Annotated in this window: 25 protein-coding genes; 20 read left to right on the top strand and 5 right to left on the bottom strand. The window is 61.1% G+C overall.

Annotated features, from left to right (window positions below; all coding sequences use genetic code 11):
* The first annotated feature begins 110 nt into the window (after positions 1-110).
* The gene (locus K0P33_RS30590) at positions 111-1,019 is read left to right on the top strand and encodes an SdiA-regulated domain-containing protein (protein WP_094949212.1); all 909 of its coding nucleotides are present in this window, start codon (positions 111-113) and stop codon (positions 1,017-1,019) included.
* Here the strand turns inward: K0P33_RS30590 and K0P33_RS30585 are convergent, their stop codons facing one another.
* Both K0P33_RS30585 and rpiA read right to left on the bottom strand, forming a co-directional pair.
* Entirely contained in the window at positions 1,020-2,966 is a 1,947-nt protein-coding gene (locus K0P33_RS30585; RefSeq protein WP_242153346.1) for an autotransporter domain-containing protein, read from the bottom strand.
* A 377-nt stretch (positions 2,967-3,343) separates the two neighbouring features.
* The gene (gene rpiA / locus K0P33_RS30580; protein ID WP_094949210.1) at positions 3,344-4,015 is read right to left on the bottom strand and encodes a ribose-5-phosphate isomerase RpiA; all 672 of its coding nucleotides are present in this window, start codon (positions 4,013-4,015) and stop codon (positions 3,344-3,346) included.
* 137 nt (positions 4,016-4,152) lie between these two features.
* Here rpiA and ilvA point away from each other — a divergent pair, with 137 nt between their 5' ends.
* The 4 genes from ilvA to K0P33_RS30560 are packed head-to-tail and all read left to right on the top strand — an operon-like array spanning position 4,153 to position 7,860.
* Positions 4,153-5,667 (top strand): threonine ammonia-lyase, biosynthetic, encoded by a 1,515-nt coding sequence (gene ilvA, locus K0P33_RS30575; protein ID WP_094949209.1) that lies wholly within the window; start codon positions 4,153-4,155, stop codon positions 5,665-5,667.
* A gap of 40 nt (positions 5,668-5,707) precedes the next feature.
* Entirely contained in the window at positions 5,708-6,121 is a 414-nt protein-coding gene (locus K0P33_RS30570; protein ID WP_242153343.1) for a DUF2269 family protein, read from the top strand.
* A 9-nt stretch (positions 6,122-6,130) separates the two neighbouring features.
* Positions 6,131-7,396 (top strand): SDR family oxidoreductase, encoded by a 1,266-nt coding sequence (locus K0P33_RS30565; RefSeq protein ID WP_242153340.1) that lies wholly within the window; start codon positions 6,131-6,133, stop codon positions 7,394-7,396.
* Complete coding sequence (locus K0P33_RS30560; protein WP_242153337.1) at positions 7,393-7,860, top strand: DUF2269 domain-containing protein; 468 nt, start codon at positions 7,393-7,395, stop codon at positions 7,858-7,860. Before K0P33_RS30565 ends, K0P33_RS30560 begins: the two co-directional genes overlap by 4 nt.
* Before the next feature lie 101 nt (positions 7,861-7,961).
* Here K0P33_RS30560 and K0P33_RS30555 read toward each other — a convergent pair whose 3' ends face one another.
* On the bottom strand, positions 7,962-8,618 hold the full coding sequence (locus tag K0P33_RS30555) for an HAD family hydrolase (protein WP_242153333.1): 657 nt from the start codon (positions 8,616-8,618) through the stop codon (positions 7,962-7,964).
* A 143-nt stretch (positions 8,619-8,761) separates the two neighbouring features.
* Here K0P33_RS30555 and K0P33_RS30550 point away from each other — a divergent pair, with 143 nt between their 5' ends.
* A complete protein-coding gene (locus K0P33_RS30550; protein WP_003176750.1) occupies positions 8,762-9,241 on the top strand; it encodes an RNA pyrophosphohydrolase in 480 nt (159 codons plus the stop codon).
* Between the two features lie 22 nt (positions 9,242-9,263).
* Entirely contained in the window at positions 9,264-11,543 is a 2,280-nt protein-coding gene (gene ptsP / locus K0P33_RS30545; RefSeq protein ID WP_094949204.1) for a phosphoenolpyruvate--protein phosphotransferase, read from the top strand.
* Between the two features lie 99 nt (positions 11,544-11,642).
* Here the strand turns inward: ptsP and K0P33_RS30540 are convergent, their stop codons facing one another.
* The gene (locus K0P33_RS30540) at positions 11,643-12,389 is read right to left on the bottom strand and encodes an NRDE family protein (RefSeq protein WP_242153330.1); all 747 of its coding nucleotides are present in this window, start codon (positions 12,387-12,389) and stop codon (positions 11,643-11,645) included.
* Between the two features lie 232 nt (positions 12,390-12,621).
* Here K0P33_RS30540 and lgt point away from each other — a divergent pair, with 232 nt between their 5' ends.
* Both lgt and K0P33_RS30530 read left to right on the top strand, forming a co-directional pair.
* Positions 12,622-13,434 (top strand): prolipoprotein diacylglyceryl transferase, encoded by an 813-nt coding sequence (gene lgt, locus K0P33_RS30535; protein WP_094949202.1) that lies wholly within the window; start codon positions 12,622-12,624, stop codon positions 13,432-13,434.
* A gap of 54 nt (positions 13,435-13,488) precedes the next feature.
* Positions 13,489-14,322 carry a thymidylate synthase gene (locus K0P33_RS30530; protein ID WP_094949201.1) on the top strand — a complete coding sequence of 278 codons (834 nt, stop codon included), beginning with the start codon at positions 13,489-13,491 and terminating at the stop codon, positions 14,320-14,322.
* Positions 14,323-14,469: 147 nt separating this feature from the next.
* Here the strand turns inward: K0P33_RS30530 and cadR are convergent, their stop codons facing one another.
* The gene (cadR, locus tag K0P33_RS30525) at positions 14,470-14,919 is read right to left on the bottom strand and encodes a Cd(II)/Pb(II)-responsive transcriptional regulator (RefSeq protein ID WP_094949200.1); all 450 of its coding nucleotides are present in this window, start codon (positions 14,917-14,919) and stop codon (positions 14,470-14,472) included.
* A gap of 85 nt (positions 14,920-15,004) precedes the next feature.
* Here cadR and K0P33_RS30520 point away from each other — a divergent pair, with 85 nt between their 5' ends.
* From K0P33_RS30520 to K0P33_RS30470, 11 genes are all read left to right on the top strand, one after another.
* Entirely contained in the window at positions 15,005-17,287 is a 2,283-nt protein-coding gene (locus K0P33_RS30520; RefSeq protein ID WP_242153325.1) for a heavy metal translocating P-type ATPase, read from the top strand.
* A 16-nt stretch (positions 17,288-17,303) separates the two neighbouring features.
* Positions 17,304-18,167: a LysR family transcriptional regulator gene (locus tag K0P33_RS30515; protein WP_094949198.1), complete on the top strand. Its 864-nt coding sequence runs from the start codon at positions 17,304-17,306 to the stop codon at positions 18,165-18,167.
* A 233-nt stretch (positions 18,168-18,400) separates the two neighbouring features.
* Positions 18,401-19,465, top strand: coding sequence for a putative 2-aminoethylphosphonate ABC transporter ATP-binding protein (locus tag K0P33_RS30510; protein WP_094949197.1), 1,065 nt, complete (start codon positions 18,401-18,403; stop codon positions 19,463-19,465).
* A 1-nt stretch (position 19,466) separates the two neighbouring features.
* Entirely contained in the window at positions 19,467-21,179 is a 1,713-nt protein-coding gene (locus K0P33_RS30505) for a putative 2-aminoethylphosphonate ABC transporter permease subunit (RefSeq protein WP_242153322.1), read from the top strand.
* Positions 21,180-21,200: 21 nt separating this feature from the next.
* Complete coding sequence (locus tag K0P33_RS30500) at positions 21,201-22,214, top strand: putative 2-aminoethylphosphonate ABC transporter substrate-binding protein (RefSeq protein WP_242153319.1); 1,014 nt, start codon at positions 21,201-21,203, stop codon at positions 22,212-22,214.
* A 122-nt stretch (positions 22,215-22,336) separates the two neighbouring features.
* Complete coding sequence (locus tag K0P33_RS30495; RefSeq protein ID WP_242153315.1) at positions 22,337-23,458, top strand: TIGR03364 family FAD-dependent oxidoreductase; 1,122 nt, start codon at positions 22,337-22,339, stop codon at positions 23,456-23,458.
* A gap of 5 nt (positions 23,459-23,463) precedes the next feature.
* Entirely contained in the window at positions 23,464-24,057 is a 594-nt protein-coding gene (locus K0P33_RS30490) for a phosphonate degradation HD-domain oxygenase (RefSeq protein WP_094949192.1), read from the top strand.
* A gap of 59 nt (positions 24,058-24,116) precedes the next feature.
* On the top strand, positions 24,117-24,725 hold the full coding sequence (locus tag K0P33_RS30485) for a hypothetical protein (protein WP_242153312.1): 609 nt from the start codon (positions 24,117-24,119) through the stop codon (positions 24,723-24,725).
* Between the two features lie 55 nt (positions 24,726-24,780).
* Positions 24,781-25,050 carry a hypothetical protein gene (locus K0P33_RS30480; protein WP_242153309.1) on the top strand — a complete coding sequence of 90 codons (270 nt, stop codon included), beginning with the start codon at positions 24,781-24,783 and terminating at the stop codon, positions 25,048-25,050.
* Positions 25,038-25,571: a hypothetical protein gene (locus tag K0P33_RS30475; protein ID WP_242153306.1), complete on the top strand. Its 534-nt coding sequence runs from the start codon at positions 25,038-25,040 to the stop codon at positions 25,569-25,571. The genes K0P33_RS30480 and K0P33_RS30475 overlap by 13 nt, the downstream gene beginning before the upstream one ends.
* 92 nt (positions 25,572-25,663) lie before the next feature.
* Positions 25,664-25,996 carry a hypothetical protein gene (locus tag K0P33_RS30470; RefSeq protein ID WP_242153303.1) on the top strand — a complete coding sequence of 111 codons (333 nt, stop codon included), beginning with the start codon at positions 25,664-25,666 and terminating at the stop codon, positions 25,994-25,996.
* Positions 25,997-25,998: the final 2 nt, after the last annotated feature.

Raw genomic sequence — 25,998 nt, 5'->3', positions numbered from 1 at the left:
CGTCGGATACAGCGCTAGGAGCGTCATTCGCCAGGCAGTCGGCTGCGTTTAAGTTTAAATTCAGACAGGCGTGATATTCATTCGCCACTTTTTGACGTTGAGCTTGCCTGATGCGCCGACTTACCCGCCCCAAACCCGCGTTTTTTTTGGTGTTGCTGATCGCCTTGGTCACCGGCGCGGTGGTCGCACAGCAATTTCGCTTGTTCGAACGCGCGTGGTTCAACTGGCAGGCGTGGGGCCAGCCCGCCAATGAGCGCTCCATCGGCTTGGCCGATTACCGTGTCAGCCTGGAAGCCAAAGTGATCGAAGGCCTCGACGATGACGTCTCGGCACTCACTTACGACCCGGTGCGAAAAAGCCTGTTTACCGTCACCAACAAAAACGCCGAGCTGGTCGAGCTGTCCCTGGACGGCAAGATCTTGCGGCGCATTGCGCTGGTGGGCTTTGGCGATGCCGAGGCGGTGGAGTTCATCAGCGACAACATCTACGTCATCAGCGATGAAGCCCAGCAGCGGCTGATCAAGGTGCATGTGAATGATGACACCCAGTTCCTTGACGCTGCCGACGCAGAGCAGATGACCTTGGGTGTGCACATCGGTGGTAACAAGGGTTTCGAGGGCCTGGCGTATGACTCGGTAGGTAAACGCCTGTTCGTGGCCAAGGAGCGCGACCCGATGCTGATCTACGAGGTCCACGGTTTTCCGCATTTCAAGCCGGAAAAAACCTACTCGGTGCACGTGATCAACAACCCTAAGCGTGATGCCGGGCTGTTTGTGCGCGACCTGTCGAGCTTGCAATACAACGAGCGCAGCGGGCATTTGCTGGCGCTGTCGGATGAGTCGTTTTTGGTGCTGGAGTTGGACATCGACGGTCGCCCGTTAAGCAGCCTTTCTCTGCTCAACGGGCGCCATGGTCTGCAAAAACGTGTGCCCCAGGCCGAAGGTATCGCCATGGACGATGACGGCAGCTTGTACCTGGTCAGCGAGCCGAACCTGTTTTACGTGTTCAAAAAGCCCTGATCAAAACATCCACTGCACACCCAGCGAATAGCCGGTCTGGCTGCCTTCGGCATGCCCAAGGCGGCTGTTCACCTCGGCGTAAACGCCCAACTGCGGGGTGATCGCCAGTTGGCTGCCGATTTGCGCGCGGCCAAAGCTTTTATCCACTGAACCCAGTTTGGCGGTGCGCGCCTGGCCGTCGGCGTGGGCGGTCAGGTCGAGGTCATCCAGGCGCCCATCTGCCAGCTCCTTGACCCAGGCGATATCGCCGTAAGGCAGCAGGCTCAAGCCATAGGGCAGGGCGACTGCGCCGCGCACGCGCCAACCGAGGCTGGCTTCCAGGGAATCGAAGGCTTGTTCTTCGTACTCAAGCGCGGTGCGCAGGTTCTGTTTCTCGTGGAATTTATCGATGCGGTAATGGCTGTAATCCAGGCCGGCAAACGGCCCGCTCTTGATCGCGCCGAAATCGAAATCATAGCCGCCAAGCACCCGCGCGCCCAAGGACAGGGCGTCAGTGTTGCCGCTCAGTCGCTGGTTGAGCAGGATCGGGCCGCCATTGGCCTGGATCAGCAGGTTGCGCTTGGCGTCGAAGCGCGTATGGCCGACGCTCAGGTCGCCGGCCAGCCAGCTTGGGCCGCCGTCATTGAGCAAGGCGTAGGCCGCAGCCTGCCAGGTGTCGCTGTCCAGTTTGCCGCGGTGCTCAAGTTTGTCGCGACCATTGAGGTAGCTCAGGCTGGCGCCGATGTTCAGGTTGGAGGTGAGTTGGTAATCGCCCAGCGCATGCACGCCCAGGCGCCGCGCCTCGGGGTTGAGTGGGCTGTCGAAGCCGCTGTCCGGGTTGTATTCGCCGTCCACACCGATTTCGCCATCGAAGCTTCCCACCTCGCGGCTGGCCGCTTGCAAGGTCAGCCAACGGCGATCATGCAGGCGCACCATGGCTTGGTGCTGGCGCTGCAGGTTGTCCTGCATATTGCGCGCAACGGCGCCGCCGGAGGCGGTCGAGGCCATCAGGTCGGCGTTGGTCAGCTCCAGCACCAGGCGGCTGAGCAGGCGCGAATAGTCGCGCAGGCGCTGGTCGATACGCGCCTGGCCGAAGGCGTCGGTGAGTACGGCTTTGTTGTCCTCGGCCGGGTCGTGCCAGGTGGAGCCGCCGGGGATTTTCGGGTTGTTGGTCTGGGTGTAGCCGTCCAGGTCGCCCAGCTCCCAGTTGGTGGCTTCTATGTACAGAATCGGAATTTTCAGCGGTTCGAACGGTTCGCCATCGCTGCAGCAACCGGTGCCCTTGGGGTATTGCGGGTCCAGGCCCGGGTTGGTGAACAGCGTGATGTTCAGCTCCTTGGCGATCTGCAAGGCGTGTTCGCGCAATGAGGCCAGCGCGGGGTTGGCGGTGCTGTTCTGGCCGGCGTGGGCGTACATCATGTCGCCGGTGATCAGGCTGTCGAGGTTGATCATCGCCAGCATGTTCGCGCGCTGGCTGGCGCTGAGTGAGTCGACGAAGGCCTTGGAGCCGCGTAGGCCTTCTTCTTCGGCGCCGAAGCCGACGATTTGCAGGCCGTTTTCCAACTGCAAGCCGCCGAGGTTCTTCGCCACCTCGGTCAGCACGCTGGCGCCGGAGCCATTGTCGTCCAGGCCTTGCAGGGCCGGGCGGCCGAAGTAGGTATCGAAATGCGCGCCAATCACCACGTACTGCGGTTTGGTGCCGGCGGCGTAGGCCACCACGTTTTGCGAGGCGCGACTGCCGTTGTTCCAGGTGAAATTCTGGCGACTAAGGCTGTAGGCCGAACCCATCTGGCTTTGCATCCAATCCGCGGCGCCGGCGAAATTGGCGGTGCCGCGATACCGGCCGGGGTAGTCGTTGATCAGCTTTTCCAGGGTGGTGTTGGCATGTTGGCCGTAATCGTAGGCCTGGGTGTGTGTCGACAGCAGCGTGCCGACAACGCTGATCGCGAGGGCTAAGGGCTTTATCACAAGGTCGTCCTTGAGGTGATGGGGATGTTCAAGCCCAGACCCATTGCACAATGCGCGCCTCATTCCGTGGGCGACTGCGAAGTGGCGCATTGTTAAACGCGTGGGTCGCTTGGCTGTAATTTGTAACGGATTTGATACTGATTGAGGTGTGAGATGTCGTGACTTGGCGCACGATTTTGGAGGGGGATGCTGCGAAAAGTAGCGTTTTTGTTACATGGATCTTTCGGACAATGGAATCAAATGTGGGAACTGCGGTGCGACGATTCGACTTGCCTGCGATGCGAACGGCTCGGTGTGTCAGTTAAACCGAGGCGATGCTATCGCAGGCAAGTCGAATCGTCGCACCGCAGCTCCCACACAAAGCCAGGCGGTGAGCTTTAGGCCTTGAGGGTTTTCACGCCTTCAGAGGTGCCCAGCAGCAACACATCAGCCGGGCGCGCGGCGAACAAACCGTTAGTCACCACACCGACGATCGCATTGATCTGGGTTTCCAGCTCCACCGGGTTGGTGATCTGCAGGTTGAACACGTCGATGATGATGTTGCCGTTATCGGTCAACACGCCTTCGCGGTACACCGGGTCGCCGCCCAGTTTCACCAGCTCGCGGGCCACGTGGCTGCGGGCCATCGGGATCACTTCCACCGGCAGCGGGAACGCGCCGAGTACCGGCACCAGCTTGCTGGCGTCGGCGATGCAGATAAAGGTCTTGGCCACGGCCGCGACGATCTTCTCGCGGGTCAGGGCTGCGCCGCCGCCTTTGATCAGGTTCAGGTGCTCGTCGCTTTCATCGGCGCCGTCGACGTAGAACTCCAGGTCGCTCACGGTATTGAGCTCGTACACCGGAATGCCATGGCCCTTGAGGCGCGCGGCGGTGGCTTCGGAGCTGGCCACGGCGCCGTCAAACGCGCCCTTGTGCAGGGCCAGCGCATCGATAAAGCAGTTGGCGGTGGAGCCGGTGCCGACACCGACGATGCTTTTGTCGTCGAGTTTAGGAAGGATTAAATCGACGGCGGCCTGGGCCACTGCCTGTTTGAGTTGATCCTGGGTCATGCGGGCTCCGGAACGGGCGGGGAATTATCGAGGGCGGCGAGTATAACCCAACAAAACCTCGGGATTCGTGTGGTCGCCCGGCTAAACGCTGGGTTAGACTCCTTGGCCCTGCCCAACCCGCCCAGTGATGCTTTCCGATGCTTGAACAGTACGTCAAAAAGATCCTCACCTCGCGCGTTTACGACGTTGCCGTAGAAACCCCCTTGCAGACCGCGCGCCAGCTCTCCGAGCGGCTGGGCAACAAGGTCTGGCTCAAGCGTGAAGACTTGCAGCCGGTGTTCTCGTTCAAGATTCGGGGCGCCTACAACAAGCTGACCCAACTGAGCGCTGAAGAACGCGCGCGCGGCGTGGTCACCGCGTCTGCCGGCAACCACGCCCAAGGCCTGGCCCTGGCGGCCAAGGTGTTGGGGGTCAAGGCCACCATCGTGATGCCCAAGACCACCCCGGAGATCAAGGTCGAAGGCGTGCGTTCGCGTGGCGGCAAAGTGGTGCTGCACGGTGATTCCTTCCCGGAAGCCCTGGCCTACTCGCTGAAACTGGTCGACGAAAAAGGCTACGTTTACATTCACCCCTATGATGATCCGCACACCATTGCCGGGCAGGGCACCGTGGCGATGGAAATTCTGCGCCAGCACCCGGGGCCGCTGGACGCGATTTTCGTACCGGTGGGCGGCGGCGGGCTGATTGCCGGTATTGCGGCGTACGTGAAATACCTGCGCCCGGAGATCAAGATCATCGGCGTTGAGCCGGACGACTCCAACTGCCTGCAAGCCGCCATGGCTGCCGGTGAGCGCGTGGTATTGCCGACCGTCGGTATCTTTGCCGACGGCGTGGCGGTGGCGCAGATCGGCCAGCACACGTTCGACATCTGCAAAGACTATGTGGACGAAGTGATCACCGTCAGCACCGATGAAATCTGCGCGGCGATCAAGGACATCTACGACGACACCCGCTCCATCACCGAGCCGGCGGGCGCATTGGGTGTGGCGGGGATCAAGAAGTATGTCGAGACCCGAGGCATCACCGGGCAAACCCTGGTGGCCATCGACTCCGGTGCCAACGTCAACTTTGACCGCCTGCGCCATGTGGCCGAGCGCGCCGAGCTGGGTGAAGGCCGCGAAGCTATCATCGCCGTGACCATCCCCGAGCAGCCGGGCAGCTTCAAGGCCTTCTGCGAGGCCGTGGGCAAGCGCCAGATCACCGAATTCAACTACCGCTACCACTCCGGCCGCGAGGCGCACATCTTCGTTGGCGTGCAGACTCACCCGGAAAACGACCCGCGCAGCGCGTTGATCGCCAGCCTCACCAGCCAGGGTTTCCCGGTGCTGGACCTGACCGAGAACGAACTGGCCAAGTTGCACATTCGTCATATGGTCGGTGGGCACGCGGCGAAAGTCAGCGACGAGCTGGTATTGCGTTTCGAATTCCCGGAACGCCCGGGCGCGCTGTTCAACTTTCTTAACAAATTGGGCGGGCGCTGGAACATCTCGATGTTCCACTATCGCAACCACGGCGCGGCCGACGGCCGTGTGGTCGCCGGCTTGCAAGTGCCGGCGGACGAGCGCCATTTGGTGCCGGCCGCATTGGCGCAAATCGGCTACCCGTACTGGGATGAAAGCGAAAACCCGGCCTACCAGCTGTTCCTCGGTTGAGCGACTACGCTGACTGAGCGGCCTATAAGGAATCAAGACCATGGAAACGCTGACCACCCTAAAAGTTATCCACATCACCGCCACTGTGTTGCTGTTGCTCTGTGGCCTGGGCCTGGCGGTACTGGCCTGGCGCAAGCGCAGTGCCGGCCCGGCGGTTACCGTGCAACGCCCGTGGGCATTTGTGTGGCTGCTGATGGGGGTTTGCATGGTCAGCATGCCATTCACCGGCTGGTGGCTGGCGCATTTGATCGGCTGGCCGCTGGGGCAAACCTGGATTCTGGGTTCCAGCATCCTCTACACCGTGGCGGCGCTGGCCTGGTTCTGGCTGGTGGCACGGCTTAACCGCCTGCGCCTGGGCGGCGGTGGCAGCCTGAATTTCACCCTGGCGCTGGCCGTGGTCAGCCTGGTGGGGTTTGTGGCGATTGCCGGGTTGATGGGCGCCAAGCCGGTCTAAAGGGGCTTCATGAACGTCCTTCTGGTCGGCGCCACAGGGTTTGTGGGCCGCCATCTGTTGCGCGCCTTGCAGCACGCCGGACACTGCGTGATCGCGACCTCTCGAACGCCTCAACACCAGAGTTGGCCGGGGGTTGAGTGGCGTTCGCTGGACCTTGGCCGCCTGGCTGTCGACCCCGAGCACTTTGTCTTTCCTGAATCTGTTGATTTATTGATCAATGCGGCGGGCCTGCTCAGCGTGGATGTGGCTGAGTTGAGCCGGGTGCAGGATCAGGGCACTCGCGTGCTGTTTGATCTGGCCGCCCAGCGTGGCGTGCGGGTGTTGCAGATTTCCGCCTTGGGCGCTGCGGCGCAATCCGACCTGCCGTTCCTGGCCAGCAAAGGCTTGGCGGATGATTATCTGCTCAGTCTGGGCATAACCGCTGTGGTGCTTCGGCCTTCATTGGTGGTGGGCGCGGGCGGCACCAGCAGTGCGTGGCTGGCCGGGCTTTCGCCTTGGCCGCTGATTCCGCTGCTCGACCTCAAGGCCCAGGTGCAGCCCGTGCATATCGACGATCTGGTCGGTGCGGTAATGGCCCTGCTGCGCCAGTGGCCTGCCGAATCAATGGTGCTGCCGTTGGTGGGGCCCGAGCCGATGCGGCTGTCGCAGGTCGTTGACCACCTGCGCGCGGCTCAAGGCTGGGAGGCGGGCCGCTACGTGCAAGTGCCGCTGCTGAGGTTGGGCGGTTGGTTGGGTGATCGCCTGGGCTGGCAGGTTTTGAACCGACAAAGTATCGCCCTGGCGCAACAGGACAATGTGGCCGACCCCGAGGTGCTGGCCTCGGTCTGCGGCTATACCGCCGCGCCGCTGGCCTCGCGCCTGCAGGATTGGCCGAACGCGGCCATCAGCAGCCAGCGCACTGTCCGCCCTCTGATGCTGGCGGTGATGGTGCTGATCTGGCTGGGCACCGCAGCGGTCTGCCTTGGCCCGGGTTACGACTGGGGCCTGCGCATCATGGCCGAGGCGGGCGTGCAAGGTACTTGGGCGACACTCGCTGTTATCGGCGGTTCGGCCTGCGATGCCCTGCTGGGCCTGGGCTTGCTGGTGAAGCGCTGGCGCAGGCAGGCCCTGATCCTGCAACTGCTGCTGATGGCCGGTTACACCGTGTTTATCAGCTTTGTTCTGCCCCATTACTGGTTTGACCCTTATGCCGCCGTCGCCAAGAACCTGGTGCTGATGGTGGCGACTGTATGGCTTCTTTGGACTGAACCTTTTTTGAATGAGCCTCGTCGATGAGCGCGTACCTGCTGCTGAAAACCCTGCATATCCTGTCCTCGACCATTCTATTCGGGTTGGGCGCGGGCTCGGCTTACTATGCCTTGCGCGCCTGGCGCAGCGGCAAGGTTGAAGTCATCGCCGTGACGTTCAAGCACCTGGTGTTCGCCGACTGGGCGTTTACCGCAACCACGGCGGTGTTCCAGCCCTTAAGCGGGGTCGGCTTGATGCACTTGGCGGGTTGGTCGATGCAGCAGAGCTGGCTGCAATGGACCGTCGGCCTGTATTGCCTGGCTGGGGTTTGCTGGTTGCCGGTGGTGTGGTTGCAGATTCGTGTGCACAAGATGGCGGAGCAGGCGTTGCGCGACGGCACGGCGATGCCGATCAAGGCGGCGACCTATATGCGCTGGTGGTTTGGCCTAGGCTGGCCGGCGTTTTTGGCGTTTATGGTGATTTTCTATTTGATGGTGGCTAAGCCGATGTAGGGCTTGGGACTGAGTCGACTTCATCGCAGGCAAGCCAGCTCCCACACTTGAATGTATTCACGAATCTAGGTGTGGGAGCTGGCTTGCCTGCGATGGGGCCATCAGCTTCGCAGTGTTATCACCGGCCAGCCGCGCTTCTGGGCCTCAGCCCGCAAATTCGGATCCGGATCCACCGCCACCGGGTGGGTCACTTGCTCCAGCAGTGGCAAATCATTCATCGAGTCGCTATAGAAATAGCTGTCTTCCAGGCTGTGCCCGGTTTCTTCCAGCCAACGATTCAAGCGCGTCACCTTGCCTTCACGGAAGCACGGCACATCGGTGCTGCGCCCGGTGTAGCGGCCATTTTCCATCTCGCACTCGGTGGCGATCAGGGTATCGACGCCCAGGCGTGCGGCAATTGGCGCGGTGACGAAGCGGTTGGTGGCGGTGATGATCACCAGCTTGTCGCCGGCAGCGCGGTGCTTGGCCAGCAGTTCCACTGCCTGGGGCAGCATGATCAGCTCGATGCAGTCGCGCATGTAGTCGTTGTGCCATTCGTCCAACTGGGCCATCTCGGTGCGGCCGAGGATTTCCAGGCAGAAGTTCAGGTAAGCGGCGTTATCCAGCGTGCCGGCCAGGTAGTCCTGGTAAAACTCGTCGTTGCGGGCCTTGTAGGCCACCGCGTCGAGAATCCCGCGTTCGCAGAGGTAATCGCCCCAGGCGTGGTCGCTGTCACCGCCCAGAAGTGTGTTGTCCAAGTCGAATAAAGCCAGGCGCATTGCAGTTACTCGCTGAAAAGTCTGTAAAAAGGCGTCCAGAATACGGTCTTTTCACAAGAGTGCACATAAGGTAAGAAGCCTCGTTGCCGCTGGAACAACCTTTGTGGAACAATGCGGCGACATGCGTTTGCGAGGTTGTTGCCGTGATCGACCCCGATGGTTTCCGTCCTAATGTCGGGATTATTCTTACGAATGATGCCGGACAGGTGCTATGGGCTCGCCGAATCAACCAAGATGCCTGGCAGTTTCCTCAAGGCGGAATCAACCCCGACGAAACCCCTGAAGACGCCTTGTACCGTGAGTTGAACGAAGAAGTCGGCCTTGAGCGTGAAGATGTGCAAATTCTGGCCTGTACACGCGGCTGGTTGCGCTATCGTTTGCCGCAACGCCTGGTGCGTACCCACAGCCAACCGCTGTGCATCGGCCAGAAGCAGAAATGGTTTCTCCTGCGCCTGATCTCCAACGAGCAGCGGGTGCGGATGGATTTGACCGGTAAACCGGAGTTCGATGGCTGGCGTTGGGTCAGCTATTGGTACCCGCTGGGCCAGGTGGTGACATTCAAGCGCGAGGTTTATCGTCGCGCTCTCAAAGAACTTGCCCCGCGCCTTTTAGCGCGCGACTGACGACGGAGTTCGACCCCGAGCCATGCTCAATACGCTGCGCAAGATCGTCCAGGAAGTTAACTCCGCCAAGGATCTCAAGGCGGCGTTGGGGATTATTGTGTTGCGCGTCAAGGAAGCCATGGGCAGCCAGGTCTGCTCGGTTTACCTGCTGGACCCTGAGACCAACCGTTTTGTGCTGATGGCCACCGAGGGCCTGAACAAGCGCTCCATCGGCAAGGTCAGCATGGCGCCCAATGAAGGTCTGGTGGGCCTGGTGGGGACGCGTGAAGAACCCCTGAACCTTGAAAACGCGGCCGATCACCCGCGTTATCGCTACTTTGCCGAAACCGGTGAAGAGCGCTACGCCTCGTTCCTCGGCGCACCGATCATTCACCACCGCCGCGTTGTCGGCGTGTTGGTCATCCAGCAAAAAGAACGCCGCCAGTTCGATGAAGGTGAAGAAGCCTTCCTCGTGACCATGAGCGCGCAGCTTGCCGGGGTTATTGCTCACGCCGAGGCGACGGGTTCGATTCGCGGCCTGGGGCGCCAGGGCAAGGGCATCCAGGAAGCTAAGTTCGTCGGCGTGCCCGGTTCGCCGGGTGCTGCCGTTGGTACGGCGGTGGTCATGCTGCCACCGGCCGACCTCGATGTGGTGCCGGACAAGACCGTCAACGACATCGACGCTGAAATCAAACTGTTCAAGACTGCCCTGGAAGGCGTGCGCGCCGACATGCGCAACCTCTCGACCAAACTGGCCACGCAACTGCGCCCCGAAGAGCGCGCGCTGTTCGACGTGTACCAGATGATGCTCGACGACGCGTCCCTGGGTAATGAAGTCAAAACCGTGATCAAGACCGGCCAATGGGCCCAGGGCGCGCTGCGCCAGGTGGTCACCGATCACGTCAACCGTTTCGAATTGATGGACGACGCCTACCTGCGCGAGCGTGCCTCGGACGTCCGTGACCTCGGTCGCCGTCTGTTGGCCTACCTGCAGGAAGACCGCACCACCAACCTGGTCTACCCCGACAACACCATCCTGATCAGTGAAGAGCTGACCGCCACCATGCTTGGCGAAGTGCCGGAAGGCAAACTGGTGGGCCTGGTCTCGGTATTGGGTTCGGGTAACTCCCACGTCGCGATCCTGGCCCGCGCCATGGGCATTCCGACGGTGATGGGCCTGGTCGACCTGCCGTACTCCAAGGTCGACGGCATCGACATGATCGTCGACGGCCATCGCGGTGAAGTCTTCACCAACCCCAGCGAGCTGCTGCGCAAGCAATACGCCGAGGTGGTGGAAGAAGAGAAGCAACTCGCGCTGGGCCTCGACTCGCTGCGCGAACTGCCGTGCGTGACCCTCGACGGCCACCGCGTACCGCTGCTGGTCAACACCGGCCTGCTGGCCGATGTGGCCCGCGCGCAACAGCGCGGCGCCGAAGGGGTAGGGCTGTACCGCACCGAAGTGCCGTTCATGATCAACCAACGGTTCCCGAGTGAGAAGGAGCAGCTGGCGATTTATCGCGAGCAACTGTCCGCCTTCCACCCCTTGCCGGTGACGATGCGCAGCCTGGACATCGGCGGCGATAAGTCACTGTCTTACTTCCCGATCAAGGAAGACAACCCATTCCTTGGCTGGCGCGGCATTCGCGTGACCCTCGACCATCCTGAAATTTTCCTCGTACAAACCCGCGCCATGCTCAAGGCCAGCGAAGGCTTGAATAACCTGCGCATCCTACTGCCGATGATCTCCGGCACCCATGAGCTGGAAGAAGCCCTGCACTTGATCCACCGCGCCTGGGGCGAAGTGCGCGACGAAGGCGCTGACGTGCCGATGCCGCCGATTGGCGTGATGATCGAAATCCCGGCAGCGGTGTACCAGGCTAAAGAGCTGGCGCGGCAGGTGGACTTCCTCTCGGTCGGCTCCAACGACCTGACCCAGTACCTGCTGGCCGTGGACCGCAACAACCCACGGGTGGCCGACCTCTACGACTACCTGCACCCGGCCGTGCTGCAAGCCCTGCAACACGTGGTGCGCGACGCCCATGCCGAAGGCAAGCCGGTGAGTATCTGCGGTGAAATGGCCGGCGACCCGGCGGCGGCGGTGCTGTTGATGGCGATGGGCTTTGACAGCCTGTCGATGAACGCCACCAACTTGCCGAAGGTGAAGTGGATGCTGCGTCAGGTGAATTTGAGCATGGCCAAGGAATTGCTGGCCGAGCTGATGACCATCGACAACCCGCAAGTTATCCACAGCTCGCTGCAATTGGCGCTGAAAAACCTGGGGCTGACGCGGATGATTAACCCGGCTTCGGCGAAAACCCTCTAGGCCGAGGCGCGGCCATTGCAGGCAAGCCAGCTCCCACAGGGGAATGCATTCCAAACTGTGGGAGCTGGCTTGCCTGCAATGGCGCCAGTCCAGTCACCGCTAAATGTTGAGTTCGACTTCACCCAGCCGGCCACCCAACGGCCCGAAGCTGCGCTCCACCATCCGCCGTGTGCCGTCGGCATTCACAATCAACGCCGTACTCGCCCGCGTCCCGTAACTGGGGCTGGCAATAAACACACTCGACAACAAACTCTCTGTCGCCAGCCCCACGCCGGTGTCCGGCAAGTCGGCAAACGGCGCGGTCTGTGGGTCGCTCAAAATGTCCAGCAAAGCCTCCGGCTGCGGGTTTTCCAGCACATCACTCAACGCCGCCTTGGCCTTGAGCAGCTTCGGCCACGGCGTATCCAGCCCGGCGTTGGATAACCCATAAACCCCAGCCTCGAGCCGCGTAGGGTCGATTTGGTTGGCGTTGTAGTGCCACAGCTCATCTCGTGTGCCAATCAGCAGGTTAAAGCCGGCATATTCGATCGATCTTCCGTTAACGTCGGTTAAATAGTCGTCAATCGGTAGCGATCCACTGAGAAAGCGCGCCACCAACTCGCCACGGGACTTGCGTGCGGGCGGCTGGTGCGGGTCGCGGATATTGGTCAGGGCGGCAAAACGCCCGTCGGCGTTCACCCCAAGCCAGGTGCCGCCTGCTTCCTGGTCGCGGCCGGCGTAGATGTGCGGCGCATCCGGCCACTGGGCCAGCGGCAGGCTGGGGCGGGCGTAGAACTCATCACGGTTGGCCGCGACGATCAGCGGTTGGGCATGGCCCGGCCGCCAGGCGAAAACAATCAGGCACATCAGGCGATCCCTTTTGTGTTTTTCTTCACTCTACCCATACAACGGCAGGCGTTCCATCGTATCGAAGTTGGGCGGCACGCCTTCCATCCGTTAACATGCCGGGCTATTAGGCGCGTGTGGACTTCTTAGTTTAAAAGAGCAGCTTAATTTGAAATTGCGGCTGTAACGCAGGCTTAATCGCACACCGGCATGGTCCGGTGCGCCATGACTATTGATTTAACGAGGAGTCGCAATGCTGCCTTACCCGCAGATCAACCCGGTGGCCTTGGCCATCGGTCCGCTGCAAATCCATTGGTACGGGTTGATGTACCTGATCGGCATCGGCGGTGCCTGGCTGCTGGCTTCCCGGCGCCTGAACCGTTTCGACCCGACCTGGACCAAGGAGAAGCTCTCCGACATGGTGTTCTGGATGTCGATGGGCGTGATCGTCGGCGGGCGTCTGGGGTATGTATTGTTCTACGACCTGTCGGCCTATATCGCCAACCCGACACTGATCTTCGAGGTGTGGAAGGGCGGCATGGCATTCCACGGCGGGTTTGTCGGCGTGATGATCGCCGCCTGGTGGTTCGGCCGCCGCAACGGCAAGTCGTTCTTCCAACTGATGGACTTCGTCGCGCCGTTCGTGCCGATTGGCCTGGGTGCCGGGCGCATTGGTAACTTTATCAACGCCGAGTTGTGGGGCAAGCCGACCGACGTGCCGTGGGCCATGGTGTTCCCGCCGTTCAGCGACCCGGCGCAATTGCCGCGCCATCCGTCGCAGCTCTACCAGTTCGCCCTGGAAGGTGTGGCACTGTTCCTGATTCTGTACATCTTCTCGCGCAAGCCGCGCCCAACCATGGCGGTGTCGGGGATGTTCGCGCTGTTCTACGGGATCTTCCGTTTCATCGTCGAGTTTGTCCGTGTGCCGGATGCACAGCTGGGCTACCTGGCGTGGGGCTGGTTGACCATGGGTCAGATCCTCAGCATGCCGATGATTCTGGCGGGCCTGGGCCTGTTGTGGTGGGCTTACAACCGCCCGCAAGGCATCAAGAACACCGCGCTTTAAATTCGAATGCCGAGGCTTTTGCATAGCCTCGGCTTCAACGATACGGGTACTCACATGAAGCAATATCTCGAACTACTGAACGACGTCGTGACCAATGGATTGACCAAGGGCGATCGCACCGGCACCGGCACCAAGGCCGTGTTTGCCCGTCAGTATCGGCATAACTTGGCCGACGGCTTCCCGCTGCTGACCACCAAGAAGCTTCACTTCAAAAGCATCGCCAACGAACTGATCTGGATGTTGAGCGGCAACACCAACATCAAGTGGCTCAACGAAAATGGCGTAAAAATCTGGGACGAATGGGCCACCGAAGACGGTGACCTGGGGCCGGTGTACGGCGAGCAGTGGACCGCCTGGCCGACCAAAGATGGCGGCAAGATCAACCAGATCGACTACATGGTCGACACGTTGAAGAACAACCCCAACAGCCGTCGCATCCTGTTCCACGGCTGGAACGTCGAATACCTGCCGGACGAAACCAAGAGCCCGCAGGAAAACGCACGCAACGGCAAGCAAGCGCTGCCGCCGTGCCACCTGCTTTACCAGGCGTTCGTGCATGACGGCCATCTGTCGATGCAGTTGTATATCCGCAGCTCCGACGTATTCCTCGGCCTGCCGTACAACACCGCCGCGTTGGCGTTGCTGACCCACATGCTGGCCCAGCAATGCGACCTGATCCCGCACGAGATCATCGTCACCACCGGCGACACCCACGCCTACAGCAACCACATGGAACAGATCCAGACCCAGCTGGCGCGCACGCCGAAGAAGCTGCCGGAATTGGTGATCAAACGCAAACCTGCGTCGATCTACGACTACAAGTTTGAAGACTTCGAAATCGTCGGTTATGACGCTGACCCAAGCATCAAGGCTGACGTGGCTATTTAAAGATGGCCCCGGTCTAAATATGAGAGCTGGCTTATGTGGGCGCTGGCTTGCCTGCGATAGCGGAGTGTCAGGCGACATCAATGTCGCAGATCCACCGCTATCGCAGGCAAGCCAGCTCCCACAATAGTATTCGGTTACCAAGCTGAATCAGTGCCCGTGGCTTCTGCCCACATGCGAAGGCTCAGCCTCGCTGGCCGCGACACTCCCGCTGACTTCCAACCGCTGCAAAATCCCGCACTGATCCAGGCCCGGCCCACCGCCGCAGCGTTGGCGAAGGTCCAGCAATTGCTCCTGTAACGCCAACAACCCATCGATCCGCGCTTTCACGTGGTGGATATGTTCGTCGATCAACGCATTCACGCTTTCGCACTGGTCCTGAGGGCTGTCGCGTAGCCCGAGCAGGCTGCGGATTTCCTCAAGCGTCATGTCGAGGCTGCGGCAGTTGCGGATAAAGATCAGCCGCTCGGTGTGCGCCTGGGTGTACACGCGGTAGTTGGCATCGGTGCGCGCCGGGGGCGGCAGCAGGCCTTCTTTCTCGTAATAACGGATGGTTTCCACCTGACAGTCGGTCAGTTTGGCCAATTCGCCGATCTTCATCGCAGCAATCTCCAAATGGGTGCTTGACCCTATAGTGGCTACAGGGTCTTTACTTGGCAACAGGCACCTTTACGGACGCGACAGAATGAGCGATTCCATCCACACCCCCAAACCGCATGATCACCCGCACGACCATGATCATGACCATAGCCACGACCACGGCGCCAAACTGACGCCCGTCAAACAGCATGACCATGCCAGCCATGGCGACGCTTGCTGTTCCAGCAAGGTTGCGCCTGCCGTGGTCACGCTGAGCGAAGCCCCGACCGCCGGCTCGCGGCTGAGCACCTTTCGCATCGAAGCCATGGACTGCCCCACCGAGCAGACGCTGATCCAGAACAAACTGGGCAAACTGGCCGGTGTGCAGCAGCTGGAATTCAACCTGATCAACCGCATCCTCGGCGTCACCCACGACCTGCCGAGCACCGCGCCGATCATCGAGGCGATCAAATCCATCGGCATGCAGGCCGACCCCATCGAAGAAGGCACCCCAGCCGCCGCGCCGCCCGCCAAGAAACACTGGTGGCCGCTTGCGCTGTCCGGTGTCGGCGCGTTGGGCGCTGAAGTGCTGCATTTCACCGGCGTAGCCCCGACGTGGGTGATTGCGCTGGTGGCGTTGGTATCGATCCTCAGCGGCGGCCTCACCACCTATAAAAAGGGCTGGATCGCGCTCAAAAACTTCAACCTGAACATCAACGCGCTGATGAGCATCGCGGTGACCGGCGCCGTGCTGATCGGTCAATGGCCGGAAGCGGCGATGGTGATGTTCCTGTTCACCGTGGCTGAATTGATCGAAGCCAAGTCCCTGGACCGTGCGCGCAATGCCATCAGTGGCTTGATGCAGATGACCCCGGAACAGGCCACGGTGCAGCAGGCTGACGGTACTTGGGTCGAAAAAGAAGTTAAAAGCATCGAGCTTGGCGCCATCGTGCGGGTTAAGCCCGGCGAGCGCATTGGCCTGGACGGTGAAGTCACCGCTGGCCAATCCACCATCGACCAAGCGCCGATCACCGGTGAAAGCCTGCCGATTGAAAAGGGCGTGGGCGATAAAGTCTTCGCCGGCACTATCAACCAGGCCGGTTCCCTGGAGTACAAAGTCACCGCAGCGGCGAACAATTCCACCCTGGCGCGCATCATTCACGCTGTGGAACAGGCTCAAGGCGCGCGGGCGCCGACCCAGCGGTTTGTCGACAGCTTCTCGAAGATCTACACCCCAGCCGTCTTCCTGTTTGCTTTGGGCGTGGCGCTCATTCCGCCGCTGTTCATGGCGGGTGCCTGGTTTGACTGGATCTATCGCGCCCTCGTGCTGCTGGTGGTTGCTTGCCCATGTGCGCTGGTGATCTCCACGCCGGTCACCATCGTCAGCGGCCTGGCCGCAGCGGCGCGCAAAGGCATCCTGATCAAAGGCGGCGTGTACCTCGAAGGCGGCTACAAACTCGATTACCTGGCCCTCGACAAGACCGGCACCATCACCCACGGCAAACCGGTGCAGACCGACTACCTGGCGCTGTTCCCGACTGTCGAAGACAGCGCACCGTCCTTGGCCGCCAGTTTGGCCGGGCGTTCCGACCACCCGGTGTCGCTGGCCATCGCCAACGCGGCTGTGGATAAAAACCTGCCGACCCACGTTGTGGATAACTTCGAGGCCTTGGCCGGTCGCGGTGTGCGCGGTGATATCAACGGCGAAACCTACCACTTGGGCAACCACCGCTTGGTGGAAGACCTTGGCCTGTGCTCACCTGAGCTGGAAGAAAAGCTCTTCGCCCTGGAAAAACAAGGCAAGTCCGTGGTGTTGCTGCTCGATAAATCCGGCCCGCTGGCGCTGTTCGCCGTCGCCGACACGGTCAAGGACAGTAGCCGCGAAGCCATCCAGCAACTGCACGAGCTGGGCATCAAAACCCTGATGCTCACCGGCGACAACGCCCACACCGCCAAAGCGATTGCCGCCCAGGTCGGCATCGACCAGGCCCAGGGCGACCTGTTGCCCACCGACAAACTGCAAGCCATCGAAACCCTCTACGGCCAAGGCCACCGCGTGGGCATGGTCGGCGACGGTATCAACGACGCTCCGGCGCTGGCCCGCGCCGAGATCGGTTTTGCCATGGCCGCCGCCGGTACCGACACGGCAATCGAGACCGCCGACGTGGCCTTGATGGACGATGATTTGCGCAAGATCCCGGCTTTCATTCGGCTCTCCAGGCAAACGTCGAGTATCCTCAAGCAGAACATCGCCCTGGCGCTGGTGATCAAGGCGATTTTCCTCGCGGTCACCTTCCTCGGCATGGCGACCATGTGGATGGCGGTGTTTGCCGACATGGGCGTGAGCCTGCTGGTGGTGTTCAATGGCCTGCGCCTGTTGCGCAAATAATTGATGTGAGGGTGGTGTGCTGAGTGCCGAGTTAAAGGCGTTTTTTATGGTCGCCCGCCTGGGCAGCATTACTCAGGCGGCGAAAAAACTCGGCCTGAGCCAGCCCACGGTCACCACCCAGATTCGCAACCTGGAAAGCCAGTACGGCGTTGAGCTGTTCTACCGTGGCGGCCGGCGCCTCACCGTCAGCGACGACGGTGCGCGCCTGCTGCCGATGGTCAAGACGCTGTTGCAGCAGGAAGCGGATATCGAGTTTTTCCTGCGCAACAACGGTCAGGTCCAGGGCGCCTTACGGATTGCCGCAACGGCGCCGTACTACATTCTCGACCTGGTCAAAGCCTTCCGCGAGCGCCTGCCCCAAGTGGACGTGTCGGTGGAAATCGGCAACTCCCAGCAGGTGCTCGAAGCGCTGGATGATTACCGCGTCGATGTCGCCGCGTCCTCACAACTGCTGGAAGACCCACGCCTGATCCGCCGCGTACTCGGCACCGATCCCTTGGTGTTGGCGGTGCATCGCAATCACCCTTTGGCCACGCTTGATCATGTGCCACTCAGTGCGTTGGCCGGGCATACCTTGCTGATGCGTGAGGCGGGTTCCACCACACGGCGCCTGACCGAAGAAATGTTGCAAGGCGCGGGTGTGAGCTATGGGCCGCTGCTGGAAATCGGCAGCCGCGAGTCGATCCGCGAGGCGGTGCTGCGCAACATCGGCATCAGCATCATCGCCCGCCAGGAAGTGCCCCATGACCCGCAGCTGCGGGTGCTGACTATCGAAAATGCGCCGCAGATTCCGGAGTATTTGTACTGCCTCAAAGAGCGCAAAGGTGCGCGCCTGCCGGCTGCCTTTCTGGGGTTGGCGCAGGAAATGTCGCCACTCTGAGGTCTTGTTGATCGTTCCCACGCTCCGCGTGGGAATGCCGCCCTGGACGCTCCGCGTCCGCTCTTGGACGTCGTGACGCGGAGCGTCACAAGATGCATACCCACGCAGAGCATGGGAACGATCGGCTATACCCAAATCCACCAATACCACTATCACTCCCTTTTGCCTTCCTGCCACACCAGGGACTCATTGCCCACCTAGCATGGCCTTCATCAGTTTGATGAGGTGCCTCCATGAACACAGCCCTGACCAACCCCGGCGCGCCCATGACGGTGCGCGGTATCCAGAAACGCTTCGGTGCCTTTACCGCGCTGGATAATGTGTCCCTGGACGTCGCCGCCGGCGAGCTGGTGTGCCTGCTGGGCCCGTCCGGCTGCGGCAAAACCACCTTGCTGCGCTGCATCGCCGGCCTGGAACGCCAGGACAGCGGTGAACTTCGCCTCGGCAACCGCGATGTTTCCCTACTGCCGCCTCAAGCGCGGGACTACGGCATTTTGTTCCAGTCCTACGCGCTGTTTCCCAACCTGACTGTCGAAGCGAACATCGGCTACGGCCTCACCGGCAGTGGCCGCGATGAAGTGCGCAAGCGCGTCGGCCAGATGCTTGAACTGGTCGGCCTGCTGGGCAGCGAAAAGAAATTTCCCGGCCAACTCTCTGGCGGCCAACAACAGCGCGTCGCTCTGGCCCGCGCCCTGGCACCGGCGCCTTCGCTGTTACTGCTCGACGAACCCATGTCTGCCCTCGACGCCCGCGTGCGTGAGCACCTGTGCACCGAGCTGCGCCAGCTTCAACGGCGCCTGGGCATCACCACGCTGATGGTCACGCACAACCAGGACGAGGCCATGTTGATGGCCGACCGCATTGCCGTGATGAACAACGGCAAGGTCGAGCAATACGCCACGCCCCAGGAAATCTACGACCGCCCGGCCACGCCGTTTGTGGCGGAGTTTGTCGGCCAGGGCAACTGGCTGCCGTTCAGCCGCAACAGCGCGAGCCATGCCCAGGTCGGCGGGATGAATATGCGCCTGGCCGACGATGCCGGCGTGGCCAAATCCGGGCGCCTGTTCTGCCGCCCTGAAGCCATCAGCGTCAACCCGCCGGTGCATGAAGAAAACCTGTTCCCAGCCAAAATCCGCGAGATCACCTTTCTCGGCAACCGCTGCCGCATGAGCTTTGAACTGGAGCAATTGCCCGGCCACCCGCTGCTGGCCGAACTGGCCCCCGAAGCCATGCCACGCCTGGGCGCCCAGGACATCTGGGTCGCCTTGCCGCCACGCAGCCTCCAGGTGTTTGCCTGAGATGGCGGCTGAAATGACTGTGCCGGTGCCGCGCCAGGCTTCCCGTGCCGAAACAGGTGATCGCATTTTTGTGCTCGGCGGCAAACTGCTGTGGCTGTTGCTGCTGGGTGTCGCCGTATTGTTGCCGTTGCTGGCGATCTTCTGGCGTGGCTTCAGCAGCGATGCCGGGCAGGGCGGTGGCTGGGTGGCGGCACGGGAGCTGGTGACCAGCGCCAACTTCCACTGGTTGCTGGGCAATAGCCTGAAAGTCTCCCTCAGCGTGGCGGCCATTGTCGTACCGCTGGCTTACCTGTTTGCCTACGCCCTGCAACGCACGCTGATTCCCGGCAAGACGATCTGGCGCGGCCTGTCACTGCTGCCACTGATGGCGCCGTCGATGCTGCCGGGCATTGCGCTGGTGTACCTGTTTGGCAACCAAGGCCTGTTGCGCGGGTTGCTCTCGGACAACATCTACGGCTTCTGGGGCATCGTGCTCGGTGAAGTGATCTACACCTTCCCACACGCATTGATGATTTTGCTGTCGGCACTGTCGCTGGCGGATGCGCGGCTTTTTGATGCGGCATCGAGCATGGGCGCCAGCCCCGCGCGTGCGTTTCGCAGCATCACCTGGCCGGCCACGCGCCAGGCAGTCTTCGCCGCGTTTTGCCTGGTGTTCACCCTGACCATCACCGACTTCGGCGTGCCCGTGGTGGTCGGCGGCGATTATCAGGTGCTGGCGCTGGAGGCCTACAAGGCGGTGGTCGGCCAGCAACAGTTTGGTCGCGGCGCATTGATCGGCATGGTCTTGCTGTTGCCGGCGCTGTTCAGCTTTGGCGTCGATGCCTGGTTGCGCCGTCGGCATGGCGACGCCATGAGCGGCCGCGCCCAGGTGTTCCAGCCGGCGCCATCGCGGCTGCGTGATGGCTGCTACTTGGCCATCGTGCTGCTGATTTGCGCGGTGTTGCTGCTGGTATTCGGCATGGCGGTGTATTCCTCGCTGGTGAAGTTCTGGCCGTACAACCTGTCGTTGTCGCTCAGCCACTATCAGTTCGAAGACACGGCCGGCGGCGGTTGGCTGGCCTATCGCAACAGCCTGACTATGGCCCTGTGCACAGCGCTGATCGGTAGCGTGCTGATTTTTACCGGCGCCTACCTGATGGAAAAGACCAAGAGCCAGAAAGGCCTCAACCTGGCATTGCGCATGCTCAGCTTTGTGCCGATGGCCGTGCCGGGCCTGGTGCTGGGCCTGGGCTACGTGTTCTTTTTCAACCTCAACGGCAACCCGCTGCACGTGTTCTACGGGACCATGACCTTACTGGTGGTGTGCACCATTGCGCACTATTTGACCACCGCGCAGATGACCGCCACCACGGCGCTGCGCCAGCTTGATAGTGAGTTTGAAGCCGCTGCGCTGTCCCTAAAAGCGCCGCTGTACCGCCACTATCTGCGCGTCACGGTGCCGATCTGTCTGCCGGCGCTGCTGGACATCGTGCGCTACCTGTTTGTGTCGGGGATGACCACCGTTTCCGCCGCGATCTTCCTCTACAGCCCCGACACCATCCTCGCCGCCGTCGCCGTGTTGAACATGGACGACGCCGGCAACGTGGGCGGCGCCGCAGCCATGTCGACCCTGATCCTGTTCACCTCAGCCGGCGTCTCGCTGCTGCTGGCGTGGGCTTCACGTGGCGCGCTGCGCCGCTCCCAAGCCTGGCGCCAGACTGCGCCGGGCCAATAACATCCTTGAAGGAGGTGCTCCATGTTCAAGCCCCTGGCGCTGGTCGCTGCCGTACTCACCGCATTCAGCCTGAATGCCTTCGCCAAGACCGAGCTGACCGTGTACACGGCCCTCGAAGCCGAGCAGTTGAGGACCTATAAACAGGCCTTCGAAAAGGCCAACCCGGACATCGAGATCAAGTGGGTGCGCGACTCCACCGGCATCATCACCGCTAAGCTTTTAGCCGAGAAAGTCCGCCCGCACGCCGACGTGGTGTGGGGTTTGGCCGCCTCGAGCCTGGCGATCCTCGACCAGCAAGGGATGCTCGATAACTACGCGCCCAAGGATCTGGACAAAATCGGTAAGAACTACCGCGACCCCGCTAACCCGCCAGCCTGGGTCGGCATGGACGTGTGGGCCGCGACCATCTGCTTCAACACTGTCGAAGCCGAGAAACAAGGCTTGAGCAAGCCGGTGAGCTGGCAAGACCTGACCAAGCCTGAGTACAAGGGCAAGATCGTGATGCCCAACCCGGCATCCTCCGGCACCGGTTTCCTGGACGTGAGCGCCTGGTTGCAGACCTTTGGCGAGAAGCAGGGCTGGCAGTACATGGACGACCTGCACCAGAACATCGGCCAGTACGTTCACTCCGGTTCCAAGCCGTGCAAGCTGGCGGCGTCCGGTGAGTTCCCGATTGGCATTTCCTTCGAGTACCCAGCGGTACAACTGAAACGCCAGGGCGCGCCACTGGACATCATCCTGCCCAAAGAAGGCTTGGGCTGGGACATCGAAGCCACCGCCGTGATCAAGGGAACGCCCCGTGCTGATGCGGCGAAAAAACTCGCTGACTTCTCTGCAAGCGCGGCGGCGATGGACCTGTACAAAGAAAACTTCGCTGTGCTCGCCCAGCCGGGTATTGCCAAGCCGCAGACTGAGCTGCCGGCCGATTACGAGCAGCGGCTGATCAAGAATGACTTTGTCTGGGCCTCGAAAAACCGCGACAGCATCCTGGCCGAGTGGCGCAAGCGCTATGACGGGAAGTCGGAGAAACAATGACTGATCGTTCCCACGCTCTGCGTGGGAATGCCGCCCTGGACGCTCTGCGTCCGCTCTTGAAGTCTTGACGCAGAGCGTCACCGGATGCATTCCCACGCAGAGCGTGGGAATGAGAGGAATGCATGAGTAGTGATCTCTTAGTTATCGGCGCCGGTATCCTCGGCCTGTCCCACGCCTATGCAGCCGCCAAACGCGGCCTCAAGGTCAAGGTGTTCGAGCGCAGCGCCACGCCGCTGGGCGCCTCGGTGCGCAACTTCGGCCAGGCACTGGTCACTGGCCAGCCGCCGGGGCCGATGCTTGAACTGGCCCAGCAAAGCCGTGATATCTGGGGGCACTGGGCGCAGGTGGCCGGTCTGCCGCTCAAGCGCAATGGCTCGTACCTGTTTGCCCGCACCGAAGCCGAAGAACACTTGCTGGAAGCCTTCTGCGCCGGTCGTGGCCGAGAGCACGGCTACAACGTCGAGCTGCTGCAAGGCGCGGCGATGAAAGATTTGTATGGCGGCCAGTTTCGCCATCACCGCGCGGCGCTGCATGGCAAGGATGATCAGCAGCTGTATTCGCGCGAAGCGATCCCGGCGCTGATCAACTACCTTCGCAGTGAACTGGAGGTGGAGTTTTATTTCTCCACGCTGGTACGCGACGTCGAGCCGGGCCAACTGCACAGCACGGCGGGCAGCTTTCGCGGCGAGCAGATCATTGTCTGCTCCGGGCATGATTACCAAACCCTGTTGGCCGAGGCGATCGGCGCACTCAACCCGAGCATCTGCCGCCTGCAAATGCTGCGCGCCCGGCCAGCGGTTAACCTGAACCTGCAACATGCTTTGCTCACAGGCCTTAGTTGCGTGCATTACGGCGCGTTCGCTGATTTGCCGCAAGCCGCGCCAGTGCAGGCGCAAATCCTGCGCGATGCGCCGCATTTGCAGGAACATGGGATCCACCTACTGATCAGCCCCACGCCCCACGGTGAGCTGATCATCGGCGATTCACACGACTACGGCAGCGATGCCTCGCCGTTCAACGCCGAGCAGATCGATGACTGGCTGATCGAACTGGCCGAGCAGACGTTGGGGTGCAAGATCCAAGTGGTGGAGCGCTGGCAGGGCGTCTACGGTTCACGCGGGCCGGCGCCGTTTTCATTCCTACGGGCGGCACCGGGCGTGAGTGCGGCATTGATGCACAGTGGCGTAGGCATGAGCGTGGGACCGGCGATGGCCGAGCGAAATATCACAGCATTGTGGGGATAAGCGCCATGAACCCTGAGCAGGCGATTGCCGAAGTCTTCGGCTTGTACGAGCAGCACGGCACGGCGGATTACATCGGCGAGCCGGTGTCGCAGATCGAACATATGTCCCAGGCCGCGCAGCTTGCTATCGCTGAAGGCTTTGATGATGAAGTGGTGCTGGCGGCGTTTTTCCACGACATCGGCCACCTCTGCGGCCAGGGCGGCGAGAACATGGGCGGTTATGGCGTGGTCAGCCATGAGCGCCTCGGCGCGGACTATTTACGCCGCGCAGGCTTCAGCGAGCGCATGGCCAAACTGGTGGAGTATCACGTGCAAGCCAAGCGCTACCTGACCTTCAGCCAGCCGGACTATTACGCCCGCTTGAGCGAAGCCAGCCGCCGCACCCTGGGTTATCAGGGCGGCGTGATGACGGCCGAAGAGGCCCGCGCCTTCGAGCAAGACCCGCTCTGCCAAGTCAGCCTGCGCATGCGTCACTGGGATGAGCAGGCCAAGCACATGCATGTGCCGGTGCTGGACCTGGAGCCGTTGAAAGCAATGGCACAACGTCTGCTGATAGCCGGCAGCGTGAATTCATACACGCAGCCCGGAAGCGGCGGCTAGCGAGGTTTTCGTCTGGCTCATTACTCTCATGCGACTTCAACCACGCAAGAGAGCATGTGATGCGTTACTTGAAAGCGACCGCACAGGATCGCAGCGGTAATGGAAAGGCCGATATGGTTGTCCTGCAGATTTTTGAGCAGGCTCCCAACGAACCTGACGAGATGATTCACGAGGCGGTGGCGATTGACATCACCGCTGACGGTGCCGCCGATATTCTGCTGCCCGGAGATATCAACCGCGACGGCTGCAAATCGGCCGAAGATAAAACGCTGCTCAAGCGTTTTACCGACACTTACTTGACGTTGAACTGGTTCAATTGTGGCGACACCTGGGCACGGTATATGACGATACGCGTCATGCACACCGCCAAGAACGGTGCGCCCAATGCGATTCAACTCAGCTTTTATGAATGCAGCGCGTCACGGGGAAAACGTACTTTGGTCTACACCGCGTCCGGCTATGACGGCGATAGCGATGGGGTACTGGAGTCATTCACGAACAGCGACGTGGACCGCAACGGCATTGCCGATCACAGCGACAAGGCGGCCATCAAAGCCCTGTGCAATGTGTTCCTGGCGCTCGTGCGAGAGGGTGCGGCTTGGCGTCATTCAGCTCACCACGGTGATGAGTCGCCAATTCCTACCGCCTTGGTAGACGCCGCATGCTAGTGGGCAAATAGGGCTTCAATTAGCGTAGGGGCCTGTTCTTTAAATGAGACACCCCATGCGCTATTTAAAAGCTACCGCCCAAGATCGCCGCAGCCTGCTGCGCAACCCCATACTGGTCTACCGGGCCGCCGGCTACGATGCCGACGGTAACGGCGTATTGGAGTCATTCAGCGCTAACGATGTAGACCGAAACGGCGTCGCTGACAAAGACGACAAAGCGCTGATCCGGTCCATGTGCAACCACTACCTTGCGTTCAAATGGTATGACGACGCTCCCCCGCGTTTGAGTGAACGCAAACAAGGAGTGGATCAATGCGCTATTTGAAAGTCATTGCCCAGGACCGCACAGACAGTGGGCAGGCCGATGCGGTGTTACTGAACTTCTATGAGCAACGTGACGGTGCGCAAGACGACGTTTTGCTCAACCAAGCTATTGCGACGGCTCGCATCGCGGGCGGCAAGCTGGATTGCACAGTGGGTGATGTAAACAACAACGGCCGTGAAACCTCCGTCGATCAGCGCCTGTTGGACATCTTCGCCAATAACTACCTCAAGTTGAAGTGGCTCAATCAAGGCCATGGTGTGGAACGCTACATGAAGGTCTCTGCCAGGGATCTTCATGCTGACGGTTCGCCCGACTCAGTGCACCTGGAATTACATGAAGGCGAGGGCGCGAGCAGCGGTAAAACCTTGGTCAGTTGGCATGCGGCATTCGACACGGATAACAACGGCTTGCTGGAAAGTATCGTCTACGGTGACGCCGACCAGAACCAGCATGTGGACGCGGCCGACCGGGCTGTCATTCAGTCCTTGGCCAATGTGTTCTTGAAATTCAACTGGAAGTGAAAGCGTCCGTCTCAATGGAGAGGAATCAATCAATGCGTTACTTAAACGTTTTCGCACAGGACCGAACAGGGGCTGGTTAGGCGGAGACTGTGTTGCTTCAGTTCTACCAAAGCACGCCGGGTATTCAAGACAGCTTGGTCAATGACGCCGTGGCTTACGACTTTTCGGCTGACGGAAAAGTCGACTACAGCAGGGGAGATGTGACGCATGGCAGCCGGGAAAGCCGCCTCGATAAAGTCTTGCTGGACAGGTTTGCCGCGGCCTATTTGAAGCTCAACGGGTTTAGCCCAGGGACTGCATCAACGCGCTACATGAAAATTTATTCCGAAGACTTCTACAAAGACGGTACGCCCGACACCGTGCGCCTGCACGCGCTGGAGCGGGCGGGGATTATCAACCCACCCACGCTGCTCGCCTGGCCCTAGCT

The organism is Pseudomonas sp. ArH3a (genome assembly GCF_022648765.1).
In the GTDB taxonomy this organism is placed as follows: Bacteria; Pseudomonadota; Gammaproteobacteria; order Pseudomonadales; family Pseudomonadaceae; genus Aquipseudomonas.
This window is presented reverse-complemented; position numbering and strand designations above follow the sequence as displayed.